Source organism: Bradyrhizobium genosp. L (assembly GCF_015624485.1).
Lineage (GTDB): Bacteria > Pseudomonadota > Alphaproteobacteria > Rhizobiales > Xanthobacteraceae > Bradyrhizobium.
Window position 1 is genome coordinate 4,872,562 of record NZ_CP061378.1, and the last position, 16,608, is coordinate 4,889,169.

Annotated in this window: 18 protein-coding genes; 1 reads left to right on the top strand and 17 read right to left on the bottom strand. The window is 66.0% G+C overall.

The window, feature by feature from the left end; translation table 11 throughout:
- Nucleotides 1-35 precede the first annotated feature (35 nt).
- From IC762_RS23230 to IC762_RS23265, 8 genes are all read right to left on the bottom strand, one after another.
- On the bottom strand, nucleotides 36-764 hold the full coding sequence (locus IC762_RS23230; RefSeq protein ID WP_195784535.1) for a GntR family transcriptional regulator: 729 nt from the start codon (nucleotides 762-764) through the stop codon (nucleotides 36-38).
- A gap of 60 nt (nucleotides 765-824) precedes the next feature.
- Nucleotides 825-2,138 carry an adenylate/guanylate cyclase domain-containing protein gene (locus tag IC762_RS23235; protein WP_195784536.1) on the bottom strand — a complete coding sequence of 438 codons (1,314 nt, stop codon included), beginning with the start codon at nucleotides 2,136-2,138 and terminating at the stop codon, nucleotides 825-827.
- 40 nt (nucleotides 2,139-2,178) lie between these two features.
- A complete protein-coding gene (locus tag IC762_RS23240) occupies nucleotides 2,179-3,360 on the bottom strand; it encodes an ABC transporter permease (RefSeq protein WP_433995848.1) in 1,182 nt (393 codons plus the stop codon).
- Nucleotides 3,361-3,377: 17 nt separating this feature from the next.
- Nucleotides 3,378-4,340: an ABC transporter ATP-binding protein gene (locus IC762_RS23245; protein WP_195784537.1), complete on the bottom strand. Its 963-nt coding sequence runs from the start codon at nucleotides 4,338-4,340 to the stop codon at nucleotides 3,378-3,380.
- Nucleotides 4,337-5,122, bottom strand: a complete 786-nt coding sequence (locus tag IC762_RS23250) for an HlyD family secretion protein (protein ID WP_195784538.1) — start codon at nucleotides 5,120-5,122, stop codon at nucleotides 4,337-4,339. The genes IC762_RS23245 and IC762_RS23250 overlap by 4 nt, the downstream gene beginning before the upstream one ends.
- A complete protein-coding gene (locus tag IC762_RS23255; protein WP_195784539.1) occupies nucleotides 5,119-5,844 on the bottom strand; it encodes a TetR/AcrR family transcriptional regulator in 726 nt (241 codons plus the stop codon). Before IC762_RS23255 ends, IC762_RS23250 begins: the two co-directional genes overlap by 4 nt.
- Before the next feature lie 304 nt (nucleotides 5,845-6,148).
- Nucleotides 6,149-6,919: a hypothetical protein gene (locus IC762_RS23260; RefSeq protein ID WP_195784540.1), complete on the bottom strand. Its 771-nt coding sequence runs from the start codon at nucleotides 6,917-6,919 to the stop codon at nucleotides 6,149-6,151.
- Nucleotides 6,920-7,181: 262 nt separating this feature from the next.
- On the bottom strand, nucleotides 7,182-7,592 hold the full coding sequence (locus tag IC762_RS23265; RefSeq protein ID WP_195784541.1) for a DUF2000 family protein: 411 nt from the start codon (nucleotides 7,590-7,592) through the stop codon (nucleotides 7,182-7,184).
- A gap of 137 nt (nucleotides 7,593-7,729) precedes the next feature.
- On the opposite strand from IC762_RS23265, the gene IC762_RS23270 reads away from it, so the two are divergent.
- Nucleotides 7,730-8,851, top strand: coding sequence for an alpha/beta hydrolase family protein (locus tag IC762_RS23270; protein ID WP_195784542.1), 1,122 nt, complete (start codon nucleotides 7,730-7,732; stop codon nucleotides 8,849-8,851).
- 20 nt (nucleotides 8,852-8,871) lie between these two features.
- Here IC762_RS23270 and IC762_RS23275 read toward each other — a convergent pair whose 3' ends face one another.
- The 9 genes from IC762_RS23275 to IC762_RS23315 form a co-directional block, all read right to left on the bottom strand.
- Nucleotides 8,872-9,222 (bottom strand): DUF4189 domain-containing protein, encoded by a 351-nt coding sequence (locus tag IC762_RS23275; RefSeq protein ID WP_246801685.1) that lies wholly within the window; start codon nucleotides 9,220-9,222, stop codon nucleotides 8,872-8,874.
- A gap of 277 nt (nucleotides 9,223-9,499) precedes the next feature.
- Complete coding sequence (locus IC762_RS23280) at nucleotides 9,500-11,104, bottom strand: NTP transferase domain-containing protein (protein WP_195784544.1); 1,605 nt, start codon at nucleotides 11,102-11,104, stop codon at nucleotides 9,500-9,502.
- Entirely contained in the window at nucleotides 11,101-11,802 is a 702-nt protein-coding gene (locus IC762_RS23285) for an XdhC family protein (protein WP_195784545.1), read from the bottom strand. The genes IC762_RS23280 and IC762_RS23285 overlap by 4 nt, the downstream gene beginning before the upstream one ends.
- A gap of 2 nt (nucleotides 11,803-11,804) precedes the next feature.
- Complete coding sequence (locus IC762_RS23290; RefSeq protein WP_195784546.1) at nucleotides 11,805-12,128, bottom strand: XdhC family protein; 324 nt, start codon at nucleotides 12,126-12,128, stop codon at nucleotides 11,805-11,807.
- Between the two features lie 28 nt (nucleotides 12,129-12,156).
- On the bottom strand, nucleotides 12,157-13,359 hold the full coding sequence (locus IC762_RS23295; protein WP_195784547.1) for a vWA domain-containing protein: 1,203 nt from the start codon (nucleotides 13,357-13,359) through the stop codon (nucleotides 12,157-12,159).
- Between the two features lie 184 nt (nucleotides 13,360-13,543).
- On the bottom strand, nucleotides 13,544-14,449 hold the full coding sequence (locus IC762_RS23300) for an AAA family ATPase (RefSeq protein ID WP_195784548.1): 906 nt from the start codon (nucleotides 14,447-14,449) through the stop codon (nucleotides 13,544-13,546).
- A gap of 63 nt (nucleotides 14,450-14,512) precedes the next feature.
- Nucleotides 14,513-15,319 (bottom strand): FAD binding domain-containing protein, encoded by an 807-nt coding sequence (locus tag IC762_RS23305; protein ID WP_195784549.1) that lies wholly within the window; start codon nucleotides 15,317-15,319, stop codon nucleotides 14,513-14,515.
- A 90-nt stretch (nucleotides 15,320-15,409) separates the two neighbouring features.
- The gene (locus IC762_RS23310) at nucleotides 15,410-15,895 is read right to left on the bottom strand and encodes a (2Fe-2S)-binding protein (protein ID WP_195784550.1); all 486 of its coding nucleotides are present in this window, start codon (nucleotides 15,893-15,895) and stop codon (nucleotides 15,410-15,412) included.
- A 206-nt stretch (nucleotides 15,896-16,101) separates the two neighbouring features.
- Nucleotides 16,102-16,548, bottom strand: a complete 447-nt coding sequence (locus IC762_RS23315) for an SRPBCC family protein (protein WP_195784551.1) — start codon at nucleotides 16,546-16,548, stop codon at nucleotides 16,102-16,104.
- Nucleotides 16,549-16,608 lie beyond the last annotated feature (60 nt).

The window sequence follows — 16,608 nt, forward strand, 5'->3', positions numbered from 1 at the left end:
CGTGATTTCTGTTTTGTTCTATTTGATTGCCGCGCTCACCTGATCTCGGCGTGGTAGCGGAAGCGGTCCGCCGGCCCGCGCGAGCGGCGCCATTCGATCGGCCGCCGCTCCAGGTCGAACGCCAGGCGCTCGATCACGATCAACGGCGCGTTGGCCTCGAGCCGCAGCAGGCGCGACTGCATCTCGGTTGCGATCTCGACGGTGAGGATTTCATCGGCGGAGACCACGACCTGGCCGCAGCTGTTCTCGTAGAGCGGATACAGCAGATCGCCGAATTCTCCGGTCGCGAGCGACAGGATCGCCTCGAAGCGCGACCGCTCGAGCCAGATCTCCTCGGCGAGCAGCGGCAAATCGTCGATCAGGCGCAGGCGCGACAGGCTGATGACGGGCTCGCCGACGGGAATGCGCAGCGCCGAGGCGACCGCCGACGTCGCCGGCATCGCCTTCCGCCGCAGGATGCGGCTTTGCGGGACGCGGCGCTCGCCGCTCTCGGATTGGAAACGGAAGAAGCGGAACAGCGAGGAGTTGAACCGCGCCCGGCGCACGAAGGTGCCGCGGCCCTGCTGGCGCTCCAGCACGCCGTCGCTGACCAATTGATCGATCGCCTTACGCACGGTGCCGATGGCGACGCCGTAACGTGCCCCAAGCTCGGCCTCCGACGGGATCAGGTCGCCGGGACGCCATTCGTTGCGGTTGATGCGCGCGGCGAGATCGTCGCGGAGACGCTGGTAGCGCGGCAGGCGGTCGTCGATCGCTGAGCTCATCTAATCATCTATATGAGTAGTTGATGATCGGTCAACCACTACTAAATTACCTCGATTGCACTATCCGAGCTGCCAGACCGCCACCGGCCGGTCGTAGCCCCGCACCGGCACCTCGCCGCGCGACACCGCGTCGTTGCACACATCGCTCGCCGCCTCGCGCACCGCCGACGAGATCAGGAACTGGGTGCCGAGCTCCTTGTTCAGCGCTTCCAGCCGCGCAGCGAAGTTCACGGTGTCGCCGATCACGGTGTATTCCTTGCGCCGGGGCGAGCCGATATTGCCGGCGACGACTTCGCCGATATGGATGCCGATGCCCATGCGCAGCGGCCAGCTCGACGTGGCGTTGAGCCGCTCATTGGCGGCGAGCATTTCGCGCGCGGCGGCCACAGCCTGGTGCGCGGCGTCGCCGGCCTCGAAAGGCGCGCCGAACAGCGCGAGGAAACCGTCGCCCAGGAACTTGTTCACGATGCCGCCGTGGCGGTCGAGGATGTCGACCAGCACCGCGAAGGCGCCGTCGAGCCGGTCGACCACCTCCTGCGGCGAGCGGGTGCGCGCACCGGACGTGAAGCTGCGGAAATCAACGAACATCACGGCGACCCGGCGGATATCGCTCCCGGTCGAGGTGCCCTCGGCCATCAGCCGCTCGACCACCTGCGGCGAGACGTGCTGGCCGAACAGGTTGGTGATGCGGTCGCGCGCGGTGCCGGCCGCGATGCTGGACGCGAATTGCCGCCGCAACTGCATCCCGACGGCGCCGGCGAGGATGCCGCAGATCAGGATCACGACACTGCGCGCGGCGTGATAAAACAGGTCCGGCGCAGGATCCAGGGTGCCATCAGGACGATAATACATCGCCATCCAGAACAGCTCCGACGCCGCGACGAGGCCGGTGAAGGCCGAGAGCCCGAAATCCAGCCGCAGCGTCGAGGCGATGATGAAGATGAAGTAGACGAACGGCGCGACCCAGCCGAGCGCCGCGACGGGACCCATGCTGTCGATGTGGAGGCCGAGCGCAATCGTCGGCATCGAGGTTTCGATCAGCGCGCCGATATAGCGCCTGACGACCGGCAAGTCGCGGCCCTGCTTCATGTACCAGCTGATCGCGCCATGCACCCAGAGCTCGAACAGGATGAATGGCCCGATGATGGAATAGAGATAGGACGGCTTGAAATTGCCGTGCCACACCCGCACCAGCGCCTCGGGCGCGATGAGGTAGATCGCGGTGGTGATGACCGAGAACGTCGCGGCGATCCCGATCAGCACCTTGATGCGGAGCAGCTCAGTCGTCATCACCTCGCGCATCAGCGCGTGGTGGAAGCCGGGCGATACGGTGGTGTCTTGCGACGCTTTGTCTCTGTTCCAGAATCCCGGCATTCCCCGGCCCCCGTCATTGCTGACGGCATCCATCCTAGCCTCAATCCAGCGTGCGGCGGAAGCGCGTCACGGCGACCGTCATGGCGAACAGCATCAGGCCGGCCAGCGCGATCGTGTCGTATTGCAGGTTTTGCATCGCCGCGCCCTTCAGCATGATGGCGCGGACGATGCGGACGAAATGGGTCAGCGGCAGGCCCTCGCCGACATATTGCGCCCAGACCGGCATGCCCGCGAACGGAAACATGAAGCCGGACAGCAGGATGCTCGGCAGGAAGAACATCATCGAGAGCTGCATCGCCTGCAACTGGTTCTGCACGATGGTCGAGAAGGTGTAGCCGATCGACAGATTGGTGGTGATGAACAGCGTCGTCAGCAGCGCCAGCAGCGTGAGGCTGCCGAAGATCGGCACGCCGAACAGGACGACGCCGATGCCGATGATCAGCGCGGCCTGGATGAAGCCGACGATCACATAAGGCACGATCTTGCCGAACATCACCTCGACCGGCTTGATCGGCATCGACAGCAGGCTCTCCATGGTGCCGCGCTCGATCTCGCGCGTCACCGACAGCGCGGTGAAGATCAGCATGGTCATGGTCAGGATGGTGCCGACCAGGCCGGGCACGATGTTGAGGCGGGATTCCGCCGCCGGGTTGTAGCGGGCATGGGCGCGGATCTCGAACGGCATGTCCGGGGGATCGCCGATATGCAGGTCGTGCGCCAGCGCGGTCTGCACCAGCGGACCGAGCGCGCCGAGCGCCGTGCCCGACGCCACCGGGTCGGTGGCGTCCGCGGCGACCAGGAGCGCCGGCTTGTCGCCGCGCCGCACCGCGCGCTCGAAGCCGCGCGGGATCTCGACCCCGAATAGCACCTTGCCGGATTGCAGCAGCTCGTCGAACTGCTCGACGGTATGGACCTCGCGGACGAAGCGGAAATAGGCCGTGTTCTCCATCGCCTTCAGGATCGAGCGGCCGAGATCGGTGTCCTCCTGCAGCAGCACCGCGCTCGGCAGATTGCGCGGCGTGGTGTTGATGGCATAGCCGAACAACGTCAGCTGCATTACCGGCAGCATGATGATCATCGCAAAGGAGACGCGGTCGCGGCGAAGCTGGATGAATTCCTTCACCAGCATCGCGTAGCTGCGCCGCCAGAAGCCGAACGCCGGCTCCCGCGCCTCGCTGCGCGCGTTTGCCTCACTGTGGGGAATTGCGTCTGTCGCACTCATTGCATTCGCCTGGGCTGCTAGCCTTGCTGGAAATTGTCCTTGGAGCGCCCCATCAGATCGATGAAGACGTCTTCGAGCGACGGCTCGCTCGGCTGCCAATGCCATTTCGCATCATCGCGATAAGGCGCGATGGCGGCCTCGAGCGCTGCTTTGTCGCGGCCGGAGACATGCAGGCTGGTGCCAAACGGCGCCACCATGTCGATGCCGGGTTTGCCGGAGAGCTCGGCCATCAGCCCGTTGAAATCCTCGCCCGTCACCGTGTAGGTCGACAACGCGGACTTTGCGATCACCTCATCGACCGTGCCGTGCGCCAGGAGATGGCCGTAGGCGATGTAGGCGATCTCGTGACAGCGCTCGGCCTCGTCCATGTAGTGGGTCGAGACCAGCACGGTGAGGCCGTCGGCCGCGAGCGCATGGATCTCGTTCCAGAAATCGCGCCGCGCCTTGGGATCGACGCCGGCGGTCGGCTCGTCCAGCAGCAGCAATTCCGGATTGGGCAGCGTGCAGGCGCCGAGCGCGAGCCGCTGCTTCCAGCCGCCGGACAGCTCGCCGGCGAGCTGATCCTCGCGGCCCTTCAGGCCGATGCGTGCGATCATGTCGGACGCGGCGCGGTGCGCGTCCGGCATGCCGTAGAGCCGCGCCACGAATTCCAGGTTCTGCCGGACCGAGAGGTCCTGATACAGGCTGAAGCGCTGCGTCATGTAGCCGACCTTGCGCTTGATCTTGTCGGCGTCGCGCAGGATGTCGTAGCCGAGGCAGGTGCCCTCGCCGCTGTCGGGCGTCAGCAGGCCGCAGAGAATGCGGATCGTCGTGGTCTTGCCGCTGCCGTTGGGACCGAGGAAGCCGTAGATCGAGCCGCGCTTGACCTGCATCGAGAGGTCATGGACCACCTCGCGGCCATTGAACGACTTGGTCAGGCCCTTCACGTCGATGGCGATGCCGGGCGAACTGGACTGCGCGCTGGTCGGTACGCCGTTCATCTGCGATCCGCCACAGGGGTCTTCGGGTTGAGATAGACGCTGATCGGCTGGCCGACGCGCAAGCTATCCGGCCGGCTCGGCCGCGCCTGGATCAAATAGACCAGCTTGTTGCGCTCATCGAGGCTGTAGATCACCGGCGGGGTGTATTCCGCCGTGGTCGCGATGAAATAGATCTTTGCGGTGAGGTCGGCGGCGCAATTGTCGCAGGTCACCTTCACCTCTTCGCCGAGCGCGAGCTTCGGCAGCTCCGTCTCCGGCACGAAAAAGCGCAGCTTCATGTTGCCGGGCGGCATGATCGAGAGCACCGGGCGCTGCGCGGCCACCATCTCGCCCTCACGGAAATAGATCTGCTGGATCGCGCCCGCGATCGGCGCAAAGCCCTTGCGGCGGTCGAGCCGGGTCTGCGAGGTGTTGACGCGGGCCTCGGCGACGCGCAGCGCCGAGACCGCGGAATCCAGATTGGCCTGGGTGCCGGCGCCGGTGCCGCGCAAGGAGGCCGCGCGGTCATAGGTCTGCTGCGCATTCGCCAACGTCGCGTTGTTCTGGTTGAGATCGGCGCGCTGCAGATCGTCGTCGACGGTGTAGAGCTGGTCGCCGGGCTTGACCTCGTCGCCCTCGCGCACGTTGAGCTTGGTGACGCGGCCGGATTCGTCGGGGCTGACGAAGATCATGTCGGCCTCGACCCAGCCCTGGAAGCCGGGATCGCGCTTCTCCTGGCAGCCGGCGAGCGCGGCTGCGAGCGCAAGCGCGGATATCAACAGCCTTGATCGCGACGAGGTCATGTCGTCCTCCGTTCGCCAAAAATCAGATCGAGATGCACCTTGAACATCGCGATGCCGTCAAGCGGCGCGTGCCTGGCGAACAGGCTCTGCCAGATCACCGCGACGATCGCGGGCGCGACGACCAGTTGCGGAAATTGCCCGAGCTCGCGCTGCCTGATCTCGCCGCGGGTGATCGCGAGTTGGATCAGCGCGCGCATCCCGGCTAATCCCTTCGACACCACCTCGCGGAAATAGAAATCGGCGATCGCCGGAAAGCGCGGCCCTTCCGAGACGATCAGGCGGATGATGTCGCCGCGCCGGGTCGCGACGATCTCCCGCATGAAGGTCTCGGCGAAACGCTCCACCGCGTCGCGCACCGGGCCGGTGATCGGCGGCGGCGCAGCCATCCGGCTGATCAGCGGCACCAGCGCGGTGCGGATCAGCTCCTCGAACATCGATTCCTTGTCCTTGAAGTGCAGATAGAGCGTGCCCTTGGCGACGCCCGCGCGCTTGGCGATGTCGTCGAGCCGCGTCGCGGCAAAGCCGCGCGCGATGAACTCGTCCATCGCGGCCGCGACGATCGCCTCGCGCCGCTCGGCGGATTTCTCGGCGCGGTTGTTGGCCGACCGCGGCTCGGCGAGCCTGGCCGAGGCCACTTTCGGGATCTTGGCCGCGGCTGCCCTGACGGTGGTCCGGCGCCTTTTCGGCGGCGCGCGGGTCGATGTGGTCGTGCGTTTTGTCATGCTCTTATTATGACTGACTGGTCAGTCATTGTCAACGGAATGAAAATGGGTAACGGGCTTGGACGCGGAACGTTCCTGCGGGCTTCGACCGGCCGGATCCCATCACCGTGCGCCACGATACTGATGGTCGGCGGCGTACTCTTCCCGCCCGTCGGCCTGGCGAGGCCAACCGATAGCCACCGAATTTGGTTACGAACGAAATCGTAGCCCCAGCGTCGCGCAACGATTTGCAGTTGGGGTAACGGGTCCTGGCTTTCGCCAGGACGACGGTGTGGGCAGTTCTCTATTCGTCAGCCTGGCAATTCTACTCCGGCTTGACCGCCCAATAGTCGCGACCGTTGGTCTCCGGATCGGTATTGTCGCTGGACGAGAACACGAAGATCGAAGAGCTGCCTTTCCAGTGCGAGAAGCGTCCCTGGCCAAGCGTGCCGATCTGGTCGTGCGGCGTGCTGTGGGCAGGTCCGAGCAACTTGCCATCCTCATAGATCACGATGGGCGAGCTCGAGTCGTACTGCCCGGGAACGTCGGCCACCCCGGCAAACCATTTGTCCTTGGCGATGACGGCGAATGGCGACTTTCCGTAACGGGTGAACGGCCGGCGCAGATGGTGCTTTTCTCCAGGCACGTTCGGCACGATCCCCGATCCCTTGGATGGCGGCATCACCGCCCAATAGGCCCGGCCGTTGGTGCGCGGATCGGTGTTGTCGCTCGACGAGAATACGAAGACGGAAAAACTGCCCTTCCAGTGCGAGAAGCGGCCGTGGCCGAGCGTGCTGATGGTTTCGTGCGGCGTGCTGTGTGCCGGGCCAAGCGGCTTGTCATCCTCGTAGATCATGATCGGCGAACTCGAATCGAATTGCCCGGGCACGTCGGCGACATCACCGAACCAGGGATCGACGCTGATCATCGCGAAGCTGGAATGCTCGAACGGGAGGAACGGCCGCATCAATTCGTGCCGTTCGCCATTGATTTCGGGTTCCACCATGACAGGACGTGCGGCATATGACAGCCAGGTTGCCAACGCAAAATAGATCGGCACGGCACTGCCGAACATCATCCAGGTCCTTCGCCGCATATCCCCTGTCCCGCTACGCTTCCGCCACCTCCAAGAGGCGATGCGATATAACCACAACCAGGCAATCAGAACAGGGGGTTGGGCTGATACCGGTTTCGGCGTCCACGGGATCTCGAGCGACCGCGCCGCAGCCGCGCAGCGGAACCGGTCCGGACCGCGCCTGGAGCCTTCCCCGTTCCGATCGAATCGGAACGGGACTCCAGGTTTTTGTTTTGCCGCGTTTTCTTCACGCGAACCGGTTTCCACTTCGCTCGAAAACGCTCTAGCTGTGGAATTTCAGGCCGTCGAGGATCTTGTCCACCACCTTGCGCTCGGCACGGACGGCGAGACCGACCAGATTGAGGTCGGCGCGGGCGACCGCCTTCACCACCTCGCGGTTGGCCTGATCATGCGTGGTCTTGAACATGTCCTCGGTGTAGAGCGCGGGCACCACGTTGCGCGCCAGCGCGCGCTCCAGCGCCCGCGACAGCGCAGCACGATCAGCGCCGTAGATCAGGATCGGCTGGCCGATCAAGGAGAGATATTTGGTCCCCGAACCGTCCTCGTAATTCTCGCCGATGCATTCGGGAAAGGAGGCGGCGATGCCGCCGGACAGGAAGGATGCGACGTTGAGCTTCTGCCAGACTTCCAGGTCGGTGCGGATCACGACCGCGATCTTGGTGTCGAATTGCATGGGGTGAGCTTAGCCGCAAGCCGGCCGCCGGCACCAGCCCCGACGCCGTATTCCTTGCATGTCGTGCTGTCCCCGCACTCGCCTGCGCGTGCAGCGCCGTGATATGGCTCGCCTGCGGTTCCTTGCCGGAGATTGACATGCGAATCCTGCTCGCGCTGCTGCTGTCGTTCGCCACCGCCGCGCATGCCGAGGAGCGAGGCCTCCTGCCCGGCCTGATCGCCGCGCCGATGCTGCTGCCGGTGCATCTGTCCGGCAAGGACCTGACGCTCGACAGCTATGTCGTGCGTCCCGATCGTCCCGGCCGGTTTCCGCTGGTGATCATGACGCACGGCACGCCCGGCGGAATGGACGACGCGTTCTTCCGCAACATCGCGCGGCGCAGTCCGACCGGCTTCAACACCGCGGCGCTCGCGCTGGCGCAGCGCGGCTATGCTGTGCTCGCCGTCATGCGCCGCGGCTTCGGCCTGTCGGGCGGCGGTTATGCCGAAGACCTGCCGAGGCCGTGCGACTATCTCGGCGGCGTGCGAGTCGGCGCCGACGACATCGTTGCGGCGATCGCGGCGGTTCGCGGCGAGCCGTGGGTCGATCCCGATCGCATCCTGCTGCTCGGCCACTCCACCGGCGGGCTGACCATGCTTGCGGTCGCGGAGCGCAATCCAGCGGGGGTCGTGGGCCTGCTCAATTTCGACGGCGGCTATCATTCGTTCACGAAATCGGGCGAGGCTTGCGGCGCAGAACGCCTGGTCGGCACCGCAGCGATGCTCGGCCGCACCGCGCGCGTGCCCGCGCTCTGGCTGTACGCCGAGAACGACCCGTTCTACGGTCCGGAGCTGGCGCGGCGGATGCTTGCGGCCTACACGGCCAGTGGCGCGCCGGCAAGATTGCAGATGCTGCCGCCGTTCGGCGACAACGGCCATGACCTCGTCATCCGAGCCGCAGCCGGCATCTGGCTTCCCGCGGTCGAGCAGTTCCTTGCCGAGCTGAAGCTGCCGACCGCGGTCACGATCGAGCTGCCGGAGCCCGCCGCGCTGGCAGCGCCGCCTGGCCTTTCAGTCGATTGCGCGAAGCTGTTCGCGGGCTACGTCGCCTATCGCGGTGATGCCAAAGCCTTTGCCGTCAACGACGCCGGTGCGTGCGCCCAGGCCGTCGGCCGCACGGTGACGGAAGCGCGCGATGGCGCCATCGCGCAATGCCAGGGCGGCGGCGCCGGCGCACCATGTCATGTCTATGCCATCGGCCAGCACGTTGGGGAGAATTGAGCGGCCGCGAACCAATGGCGTCAGCCCTTGGCGTCGCAGGCCCAGGCGCGGATCACGCATTCCTTGCCGCCATATTCGTAGCACTTCCTGGTCGCGGCGTTGAGCGAGCTCGAGATCCTTGGCGCCACGGCATAGCCGTGGGCACCGCAGGGATTTTTCATGTCGATCGCGAACGCGGCGCAGGCGCGCTTCATGGTCACCGCCGTGCAGTCGCCCTTGCACTGCTTCAGCGCGGCGGCGCGCGCGGAGGCTTCCGCCGGATAGTCATAGGCCTGGCCATAGGCGCCGCACTTGCCGACCGCAAACGCGCCGGCCGCGTGGGCCTCCCTGACGAAATTGTCCGCAACGAAACGCGAGGCGCCGATCAGCAATGTCAGGACAAGAATGATCAGCGCGCGACGCTGCGCGGCGACGGTCGAAATGATCAAGACGGAAATCCCCCAAAGTCCGGCGCGGACTCTACAAGGGGGTCGTTTCCAGATGGTGAATGACGGGTTGATGGCGCCGAGTCTCCATCCTCTCGTCGTCCCGGCGAAGGCCGGGACTCATTGCCACCGAACTTTATTGTCGGTGGGAAGGCGGCCCCAGCTTTGCAAACCAATCCGCATTTGTGGTTGGGTCCCGGCCTTCGCCGGGACGACAGCAGGGCTAGCCCCGCCTTGCCGCTTCCAACGCCTGCGGGGTGTCGATGTCGAGGAAGGCGCTGTTGCCTTCGACCGGGACTTCGGCCACCGCCTCGGCATGCTTGGCGATCAGATGGCGGGCGCCGATGTCGCCGTCCAGCGTCATCAATTCCCTGAAGAAGCGGCGCGACCACAGCACCGGATTGCCGCGGCGGCCCTCGCTGACGGGGACCGCGATCAGGTGGCCGCGGTCGGGCGCGAAGGTCTCGATCAGGCGGTCGATCAGGTGCGCCGAGATCAGCGGCATGTCGCCGAGGCAGACGATGGCGCCGTCGGCGTTGTCGGAGACGGCTGAAATTCCCGATTTCACCGAGCTTGCGAGCCCGCCGGCGAAATCGGGATTGCGGGCGAACGTCACCTTCAGTCCCGTCAGCGCCTGCTCGACCAGATCGGCCTGATGGCCGGTGACGACGATCACTTCACTGGCCTTCGAGGCCAGCGCCTGCTCGGCCACGGCGCGCACCAGCTTCTTGCCGTCGAGCTCGGCGAGCAGCTTGTTGGGGCCGCCCATCCGGGTCGAACGTCCCGCAGCAAGCACGATCGCCGCGACGTTGCGGTTGCCCTCGGTGTCGGGGACGGTGCGCGGCTGCGGCCGCGTTACGATCTCCATCAGCAGGCCGCCGACGCCCATGCCGGTAAGATCCGATCGCGTCACCTTGATGCCGGCCAAGAGTCGCATCAGCACCCAGTCGAAGCCGTTCTCGACCGGCGAGCGCGCGCAGCCCGGCGCGCCCAACACCGGCACGCCGCCGGCGCTGCCGATCAGCAAGAGATTGCCGGGATCGACCGGCATGCCGAAATGCTCGATGGCGCCGCCGATCTCCGATATCGCGGCCGGGATGACGTCGCGCCGGTCGGCGATCGCCGACGCCCCGAACACGATCACGAGCTCGGCCCCCAGAGCGAGCAATTCCTTGATGGCGTCGGCCAGCACGGCCTCGTCATGCGGCACGCGCCGCTCCGCGATGATGGTCGCGCCGGCCGGCGCCAGCCGTTCCGCGGTGACGCGCAGCGTCTTGTCGATCACCTTCGGCGACAGGCCCGGCAGCAAGGTCGAGACCACGCCGACCTTCTTGATCGCATAGGGCGCGATGCGCAGCGCATCCTTTCCCGCGGCGGCGACAGCCGCGTCGCGCAACCTGCCCTCGACGCCGAACGGGATCAGCTTGACGGTCGCGATCATCTCGCCTTCGACCACCGGCTTGAACGCCGCGAGCGTCGCGAAGGTGATGGCCTCGTCGACGCCGTTGATGCGGTCGACCGCGGCGCGGTCCACGACCAGCACGCCGGGACGCGCAGCGAACAGATTGGCGCGGCCGGTGAAGGCGCGCTCGACATTGACGCCCTCGCCCGCCACGGCTTGCGCGATGCTGGCGGCGGCGGCGTCCTCGGAGATGTCGCCCTCCTCGAGCCGCACCACCACGACGTCCTTGACGCCGGCCCTGGTCAGCGCCGCAACCTCGTCAGGGCCGATCGTGGTGCCCTTCTTGAGCACCAGCGCGCCCTGGCGCAGCGTGTGGACGGTGACGCCGCCAATCGCGTCGGCCGGACTGGCGGGCCCGAATTTCATGCCGCTTCTTCTTTTTCTTTGGGAGGCAGTCTGAGCTGCGCGGTGATCTCGGCCATGATCGCGACCGCGATCTCCGCCGGCGACACCGCGCCGATGTCGAGGCCGATTGGCGCGTGGATCCGCCCGATATCGCTGTCTTTCGCGCCCTGCGCGCGCAGCCGCTCGCCGCGCTTGGCGTGGGTCTTCCGCGAGCCGAGCGCGCCGATATAGAAGCAGTCGCGATCGAAGGCATGCAGCAGCGCCGGATCGTCGATCTTCGGATCATGCGTCACCGCGACGAACGCCGTGTAGTGATCGACATTGAGCGGCGGCAGCGCGACGTCGGGCCATTCGGCGATCAGCGGCACGTCGGGGAAGCGCTCGGGGCTCGCGAACGCCGTGCGCGGATCGACCACGGTGACGTCGTAGTCGAGCGAGCGCGCCAGCGGCGCCAGCGCCTGGCTGATGTGAACCGCGCCGATGATCACGAGCTTTGCGGTCGGCGCGTAGACGTTGAGGAACAGCTTCTTGCCGCCGGCCTCGACATTGCCGCTCTTGCCCATCCGCAGCTGTTTTGACAACTCGGCGCGCAGCGGATCGGCAGCGATGTCCCTGGCCTTCACCAGGCGCTGCTCGCCATTGGCGGTGTCGGTGACGATGATGACCGGGCGGCGCGCGGCCCGTTCGGCATTCAGCTCTTTCAGGGTTTCGAGCTTCACGGCTAGCCGACCTTCTCGACGAAGACGCGGATAGTGCCGCCGCAGGACAGGCCGACATTCCAGGCGGTCTCGTCGGCGACGCCGAATTCCAGCATCTTGGGTTGCCCGCTCGTGATCACGTCGAGCGCCTCGGTGACCACGGCGCCCTCGACGCAGCCGCCGGAGACGCTCCCTAAGAACGTGCCGTCATCATTGATGACGAGGCTGGAGCCGGCCGGGCGCGGCGCCGAGCCCCAGGTCTCGACCACGGTGGCCAGTGCCACGCCGTGGCCCTGCTTCTGCCAGGTCTCGGCGGCCTGCAGGATGTCTTCGTCGCGGTTCAGCATGGCGGCCTCCAGTCAGTTCGGATGCATCTCAGGCTACGGAGCGGATCAGGCTGCGGTGGTGCGCGGGCGGCGCGGACGACAGCGCCTGGATCAACCCCTTGATGGATGTCAAATTATGCACCGGACGAAATTCGTCAACGTGGGGCAGCATCATTTTGATGCCCTGCGCCTTGGCCTCGAAGCCGGAATAGCGCAGCAGCGGATTGAGCCAGATCAGGCGGCGGCAGGAGCGGTGCAGCCGGTCCATCTCGAACGCCAGTTTGGCATCCGCCTCCCGTTCCAGTCCATCGGATATAAGGAGCACGATGGCGCCCTGGCCGAGCACCCGGCGGGCCCAGAGCTGGTTGAAGGAGTGCAGCGAGGTCGCGATCCGCGTCCCGCCGGCCCAGTCCTCGACCGAGGACGAGCAGTGCGCCAGCGCCTCGTCGGGATCACGCTGCCGTAATGCGCGCGTCACATTGGTCAGGCGGGTGCCGAACAGGAACACCGAGACCCGTTTGCGGGCGTCGGTGATGGCATGCAGGAAATGCAGGAACAGGCGGGTGTACTCGCTCATCGAGCCGGAGATGTCGAGCAGCGCCACGATCGGCGCCGGCTTCTCGATCCGGCCAAGCTTCCTGATATCGATGATCTCGCCGCCGGTGCGCAGCGAGGAGCGGATCGTGCGGCGCATGTCAAGCCGCAGGCCGCGCGCATCGGGCTGGTAGCGGCGGGTAACGAGCTCGGCCTGCGGCAGCCGCATCAGCGCGATCTCCCTGACGACCTCGGCGATCTCGGCCGCGGTCATCTGCGCAAAGTCCTTCTTCTGCAGCACCTCCTTGTCGGAGACCGAGAGTTTCAGCTCCTGCTCCTGGGCCTGCGGGCGCTCTTCACGCGTTGCGGGTTGCGCCAGGGCCTCCTGGACCCGGCGCGAGGCCGGCGGCGGCTTCTTCTTGGCATGGTCGGGCAGCGGCACCGAATCCAGCATGCTCTTCCACTCCTCGGCGGCGCGGAAGAACAGCTCGAAGGCCTGGCGGAAGATCAGCGCATGCTCGTGGCGCTTGACGAAGATCGCCTGCAGCGTGGCGTAGAAATCGGCGCGGTTGCCGACCTCGATCAGCTGCAGCGCATTGAGCGCATCGATCACCGAGCCCGGGCCGACGGGCAGCCCGGCCGCGCGCAAGGCACGGGCGAAGCCGATCACGTTGTCGGCCATGTGGCCGGTCGGCGGATCGAGGTGGTTGATCGGCATCGTATCTTTGCCTCGTCATTCCGGGGCACGCGAAGCGTGAACCCGGAATCCATTGATCCATGCGTGATGCGGCCCGATGGATTCCAGGCTCGCGCTAGCCAAGTCGGCTGTCGCCGACTTGGCTGCTTAAGACTTACCGAACTCGGGTAAACCCGAGTTCGGGCGGCGCGCCCCGGAATGACAGCTAGTCGCTCGTCGCTTCCTTCAATGTCTTCTGCAACGCATCGCCCTGCATGCGCGCGATGTCGTCCTGGTACTTCAGCAGCGCGCCCAGGGTGTCGCCGACCACCTGCGGGGTCAGCGAGCGGGCGTCGAGCTCGGAGAGCGCGGTCGCCCAGTCGATGGTCTCGGCCACCCCCGGCGACTTGTAGAAATCCTGGTTGCGCAGTGCCTGCACGAAGCGCACGACCTGCTGCGACAGCTTTGCGGAAATGTTCGGCACCCGCGACTTGACGATCGCAAGCTCGCGCTCGGCGGCGGGATAATCCACCCAGTGATACAGACAACGCCGCTTCAGCGCGTCGTGGATCTCGCGGGTGCGGTTCGAGGTGATGATCACGATCGGCGGCGCCGGCGCCTTCACCGTGCCGAGCTCGGGGATGGTGACCTGGAAGTCGCTGAGGATTTCGAGGAGATACGCCTCGAACGCCTCGTCGGCACGGTCGAGCTCGTCGATCAGCAGCACCGGGGGACCTGCGACATCGGGCTCGAGCGCCTGCAACAGCGGCCGCTTGATCAGGAAGCGCTCGGCGAAGATGTCGCTGGCGAGCTGGTCGCGGTCGGTTTCGCCGGACGCTTCCGCCAGCCGGATCGCGATCATCTGCGCCGCGCTGCTCCACTCGTAGACGGCCGACGCAACGTCGAGCCCCTCATAGCATTGCAGGCGGATCAGCTTGCGCCCGAGCGCCGCCGACAGCACCTTGGCGATCTCGGTCTTGCCGACGCCGGCCTCGCCTTCCAGGAACAGCGGCCGGCCCATCCGGAGCGCGAGATAGGTCACGGTCGCAAGCGACCGTTCGGCGAGATAGCCGCGCGCGGTCAACAGCTCCAGCAGCGCATCGACGGAGGTAGGTAACGCCGATGCACTCATGGAACAGCCAGTCTTCGAACAGAGGTCAGCAAGATCACGCTTTGATATCTAGTCCTTGGATATCTAGTCCTTGGCGGTCGCGGCTTCCACCGCCCGGCGCGCCAGAACGCCGATCAGATGCGCGCGGTATTCAGCACTGCCATGCAAATCGCTGTTCAGCCCCTCGGCCGGAACGGTCATGCCGTCGAGCACCTTGTGCGAGAAGCGCTTTTTCAGGGCCTCCTCGAACGCGGCGACACGGAACACGCCGTCGGAGCCGGCGCCGGTCACCGCGACCCGCACGTCCGAGGGACGCTTGGCGACGAACACGCCGACCAGCGCGTAGCGCGAGGCCTGGTTGCGGAATTTCACATAGGCCGCCTTCTTCGGCAGCGGGAACATCACCTTGGTGATGATTTCGTCGGCTTCGAGCGCGGTCGTGAACAGGCCCTGGAAATACTCCTCGGCCTTCAGCCGCCGCTTGTTGGTGACGATGGTCGCGCCCAGCGCCAGCACCGCGGCCGGATAGTCGGCGGTCGGGTCGTTGTTGGCGAGCGAGCCGCCGATGGTGCCGCGGTGGCGCACCGCGGGATCGCCGATCAGGCCGGCGAGCTCGGCGAGCGCCGGGATCGCTTCGCCCACGACCGCTGAGCTCGCGACGTCGGCATGCTTGGCAGTGGCGCCGATCACCAGCGCGCGGCCCTTCATCTCGATGGTGTCGAGGCCTTCGATATGGGACAGGTCGACCAGATGCGGCGGGCTCGCCAGCCGCTGCTTCATGACCGGCACCAGCGTGTGGCCGCCGGCGATCAGCTTGGCCTCCTCGTTCTTGACCAGCAGATTGGCGGCCTGCCGCACGGTGCCGGGACGATGATATTTGAATTCGTACATTGGGAATGTCCTGATCGCGGATGCGCGATGAAATGCTGACTTGAACGCTGACTTGGGCGAGGTCCGACGTTTTAGGCGAGGTCCGAGGTTTTAGGCGAGGTCCGACTTGGCCATGGCCTTCGCGCCGGCGGCGATCGAAGCGACGATGTTCTGGTAGCCGGTGCAGCGGCAGAGATTGCCTTCCAGCTCCTCGCGGATCACCTCGTCGGTGAGATCGTGGCCCTTGCGATGCACCAGGTCGACCGCGGTCATGATCATGCCCGGCGTACAGAAGCCGCATTGCAGGCCGTGATGCTCGCGGAAGGCCTCCTGCATCGGATGCAGCGGCGCGCCGTCCGCGGCCAGCCCCTCGATGGTCTTGACCTCGTGGCCGTCGGCCATCACGGCAAGCGTGGTGCAGGACTTCACCGCCTTGCCGTCGAGATGCACGACGCAGGCGCCGCATTGCGAGGTGTCGCAGCCGACATGGGTACCGGTCAGCCGCAGGTTTTCGCGCAGAAACTGGACCAGAAGGGTACGGGGGTCGACATTCGCGTTCACGGGGTTGCCGTTCACGATCATTGAAATCTTGGCCATCAGCACTCTCTTATCTGCACCGCCGCATATCAGCGGCGCAGGCGGTTTAAAATCATTCCAGACGGCATAATATGGGCGGGCTCGGCGATGGGCAACCTTTCGAGCCCCCCACTGAGGGCATGGCCGGACCTGAACGGGCCGGCCTGTCGGCGGGGTTAACCCTGCAAGGCCTCCAGCCCTGAACGGCCTCTGGCCTGGCACAGCCTCTAGCCCTGCACGGCTTTGGCGAAATTGGCAAAGAACTCGTCGGCCAGTTTCTTGGCGGCACCGTTGATCAGGCGCTGGCCGAGCTGGGCGAGCTTGCCGCCGATCTGCGCCTCGACATTGTAGCTGAGCAGCGTGCCGCCATCCTTGTCGGCAAGCCCGACGGTGGCGCCGCCCTTGGCGAAACCGGCAACGCCGCCCTCGCCCTCGCCGGAGATCTTGTAGCCGTTCGGCGGGTCGAGATCGCTCAAGGTGACCTTGCCCTTGAAGCGGGCCGAGACCGGCCCGACCTTCATTTTCGCGGTGGCACGGAAGCCATGGTCGTCGGTCTTCTCCAGCTCCTCGCAGCCGGGGATGCAGGCCTTCAGCACCTCGGGATCGTTGAGCTTGTCCCACACCGCCTGGCGCGACGCCGCAAGCTGGACTTCGCCGGTCATCGTCATCGCCATGGGGGACCTCCTCGATCGCTTGAAACCTTGGTTTCCCAAGTAAAGCAGCCAGCGGCCAAA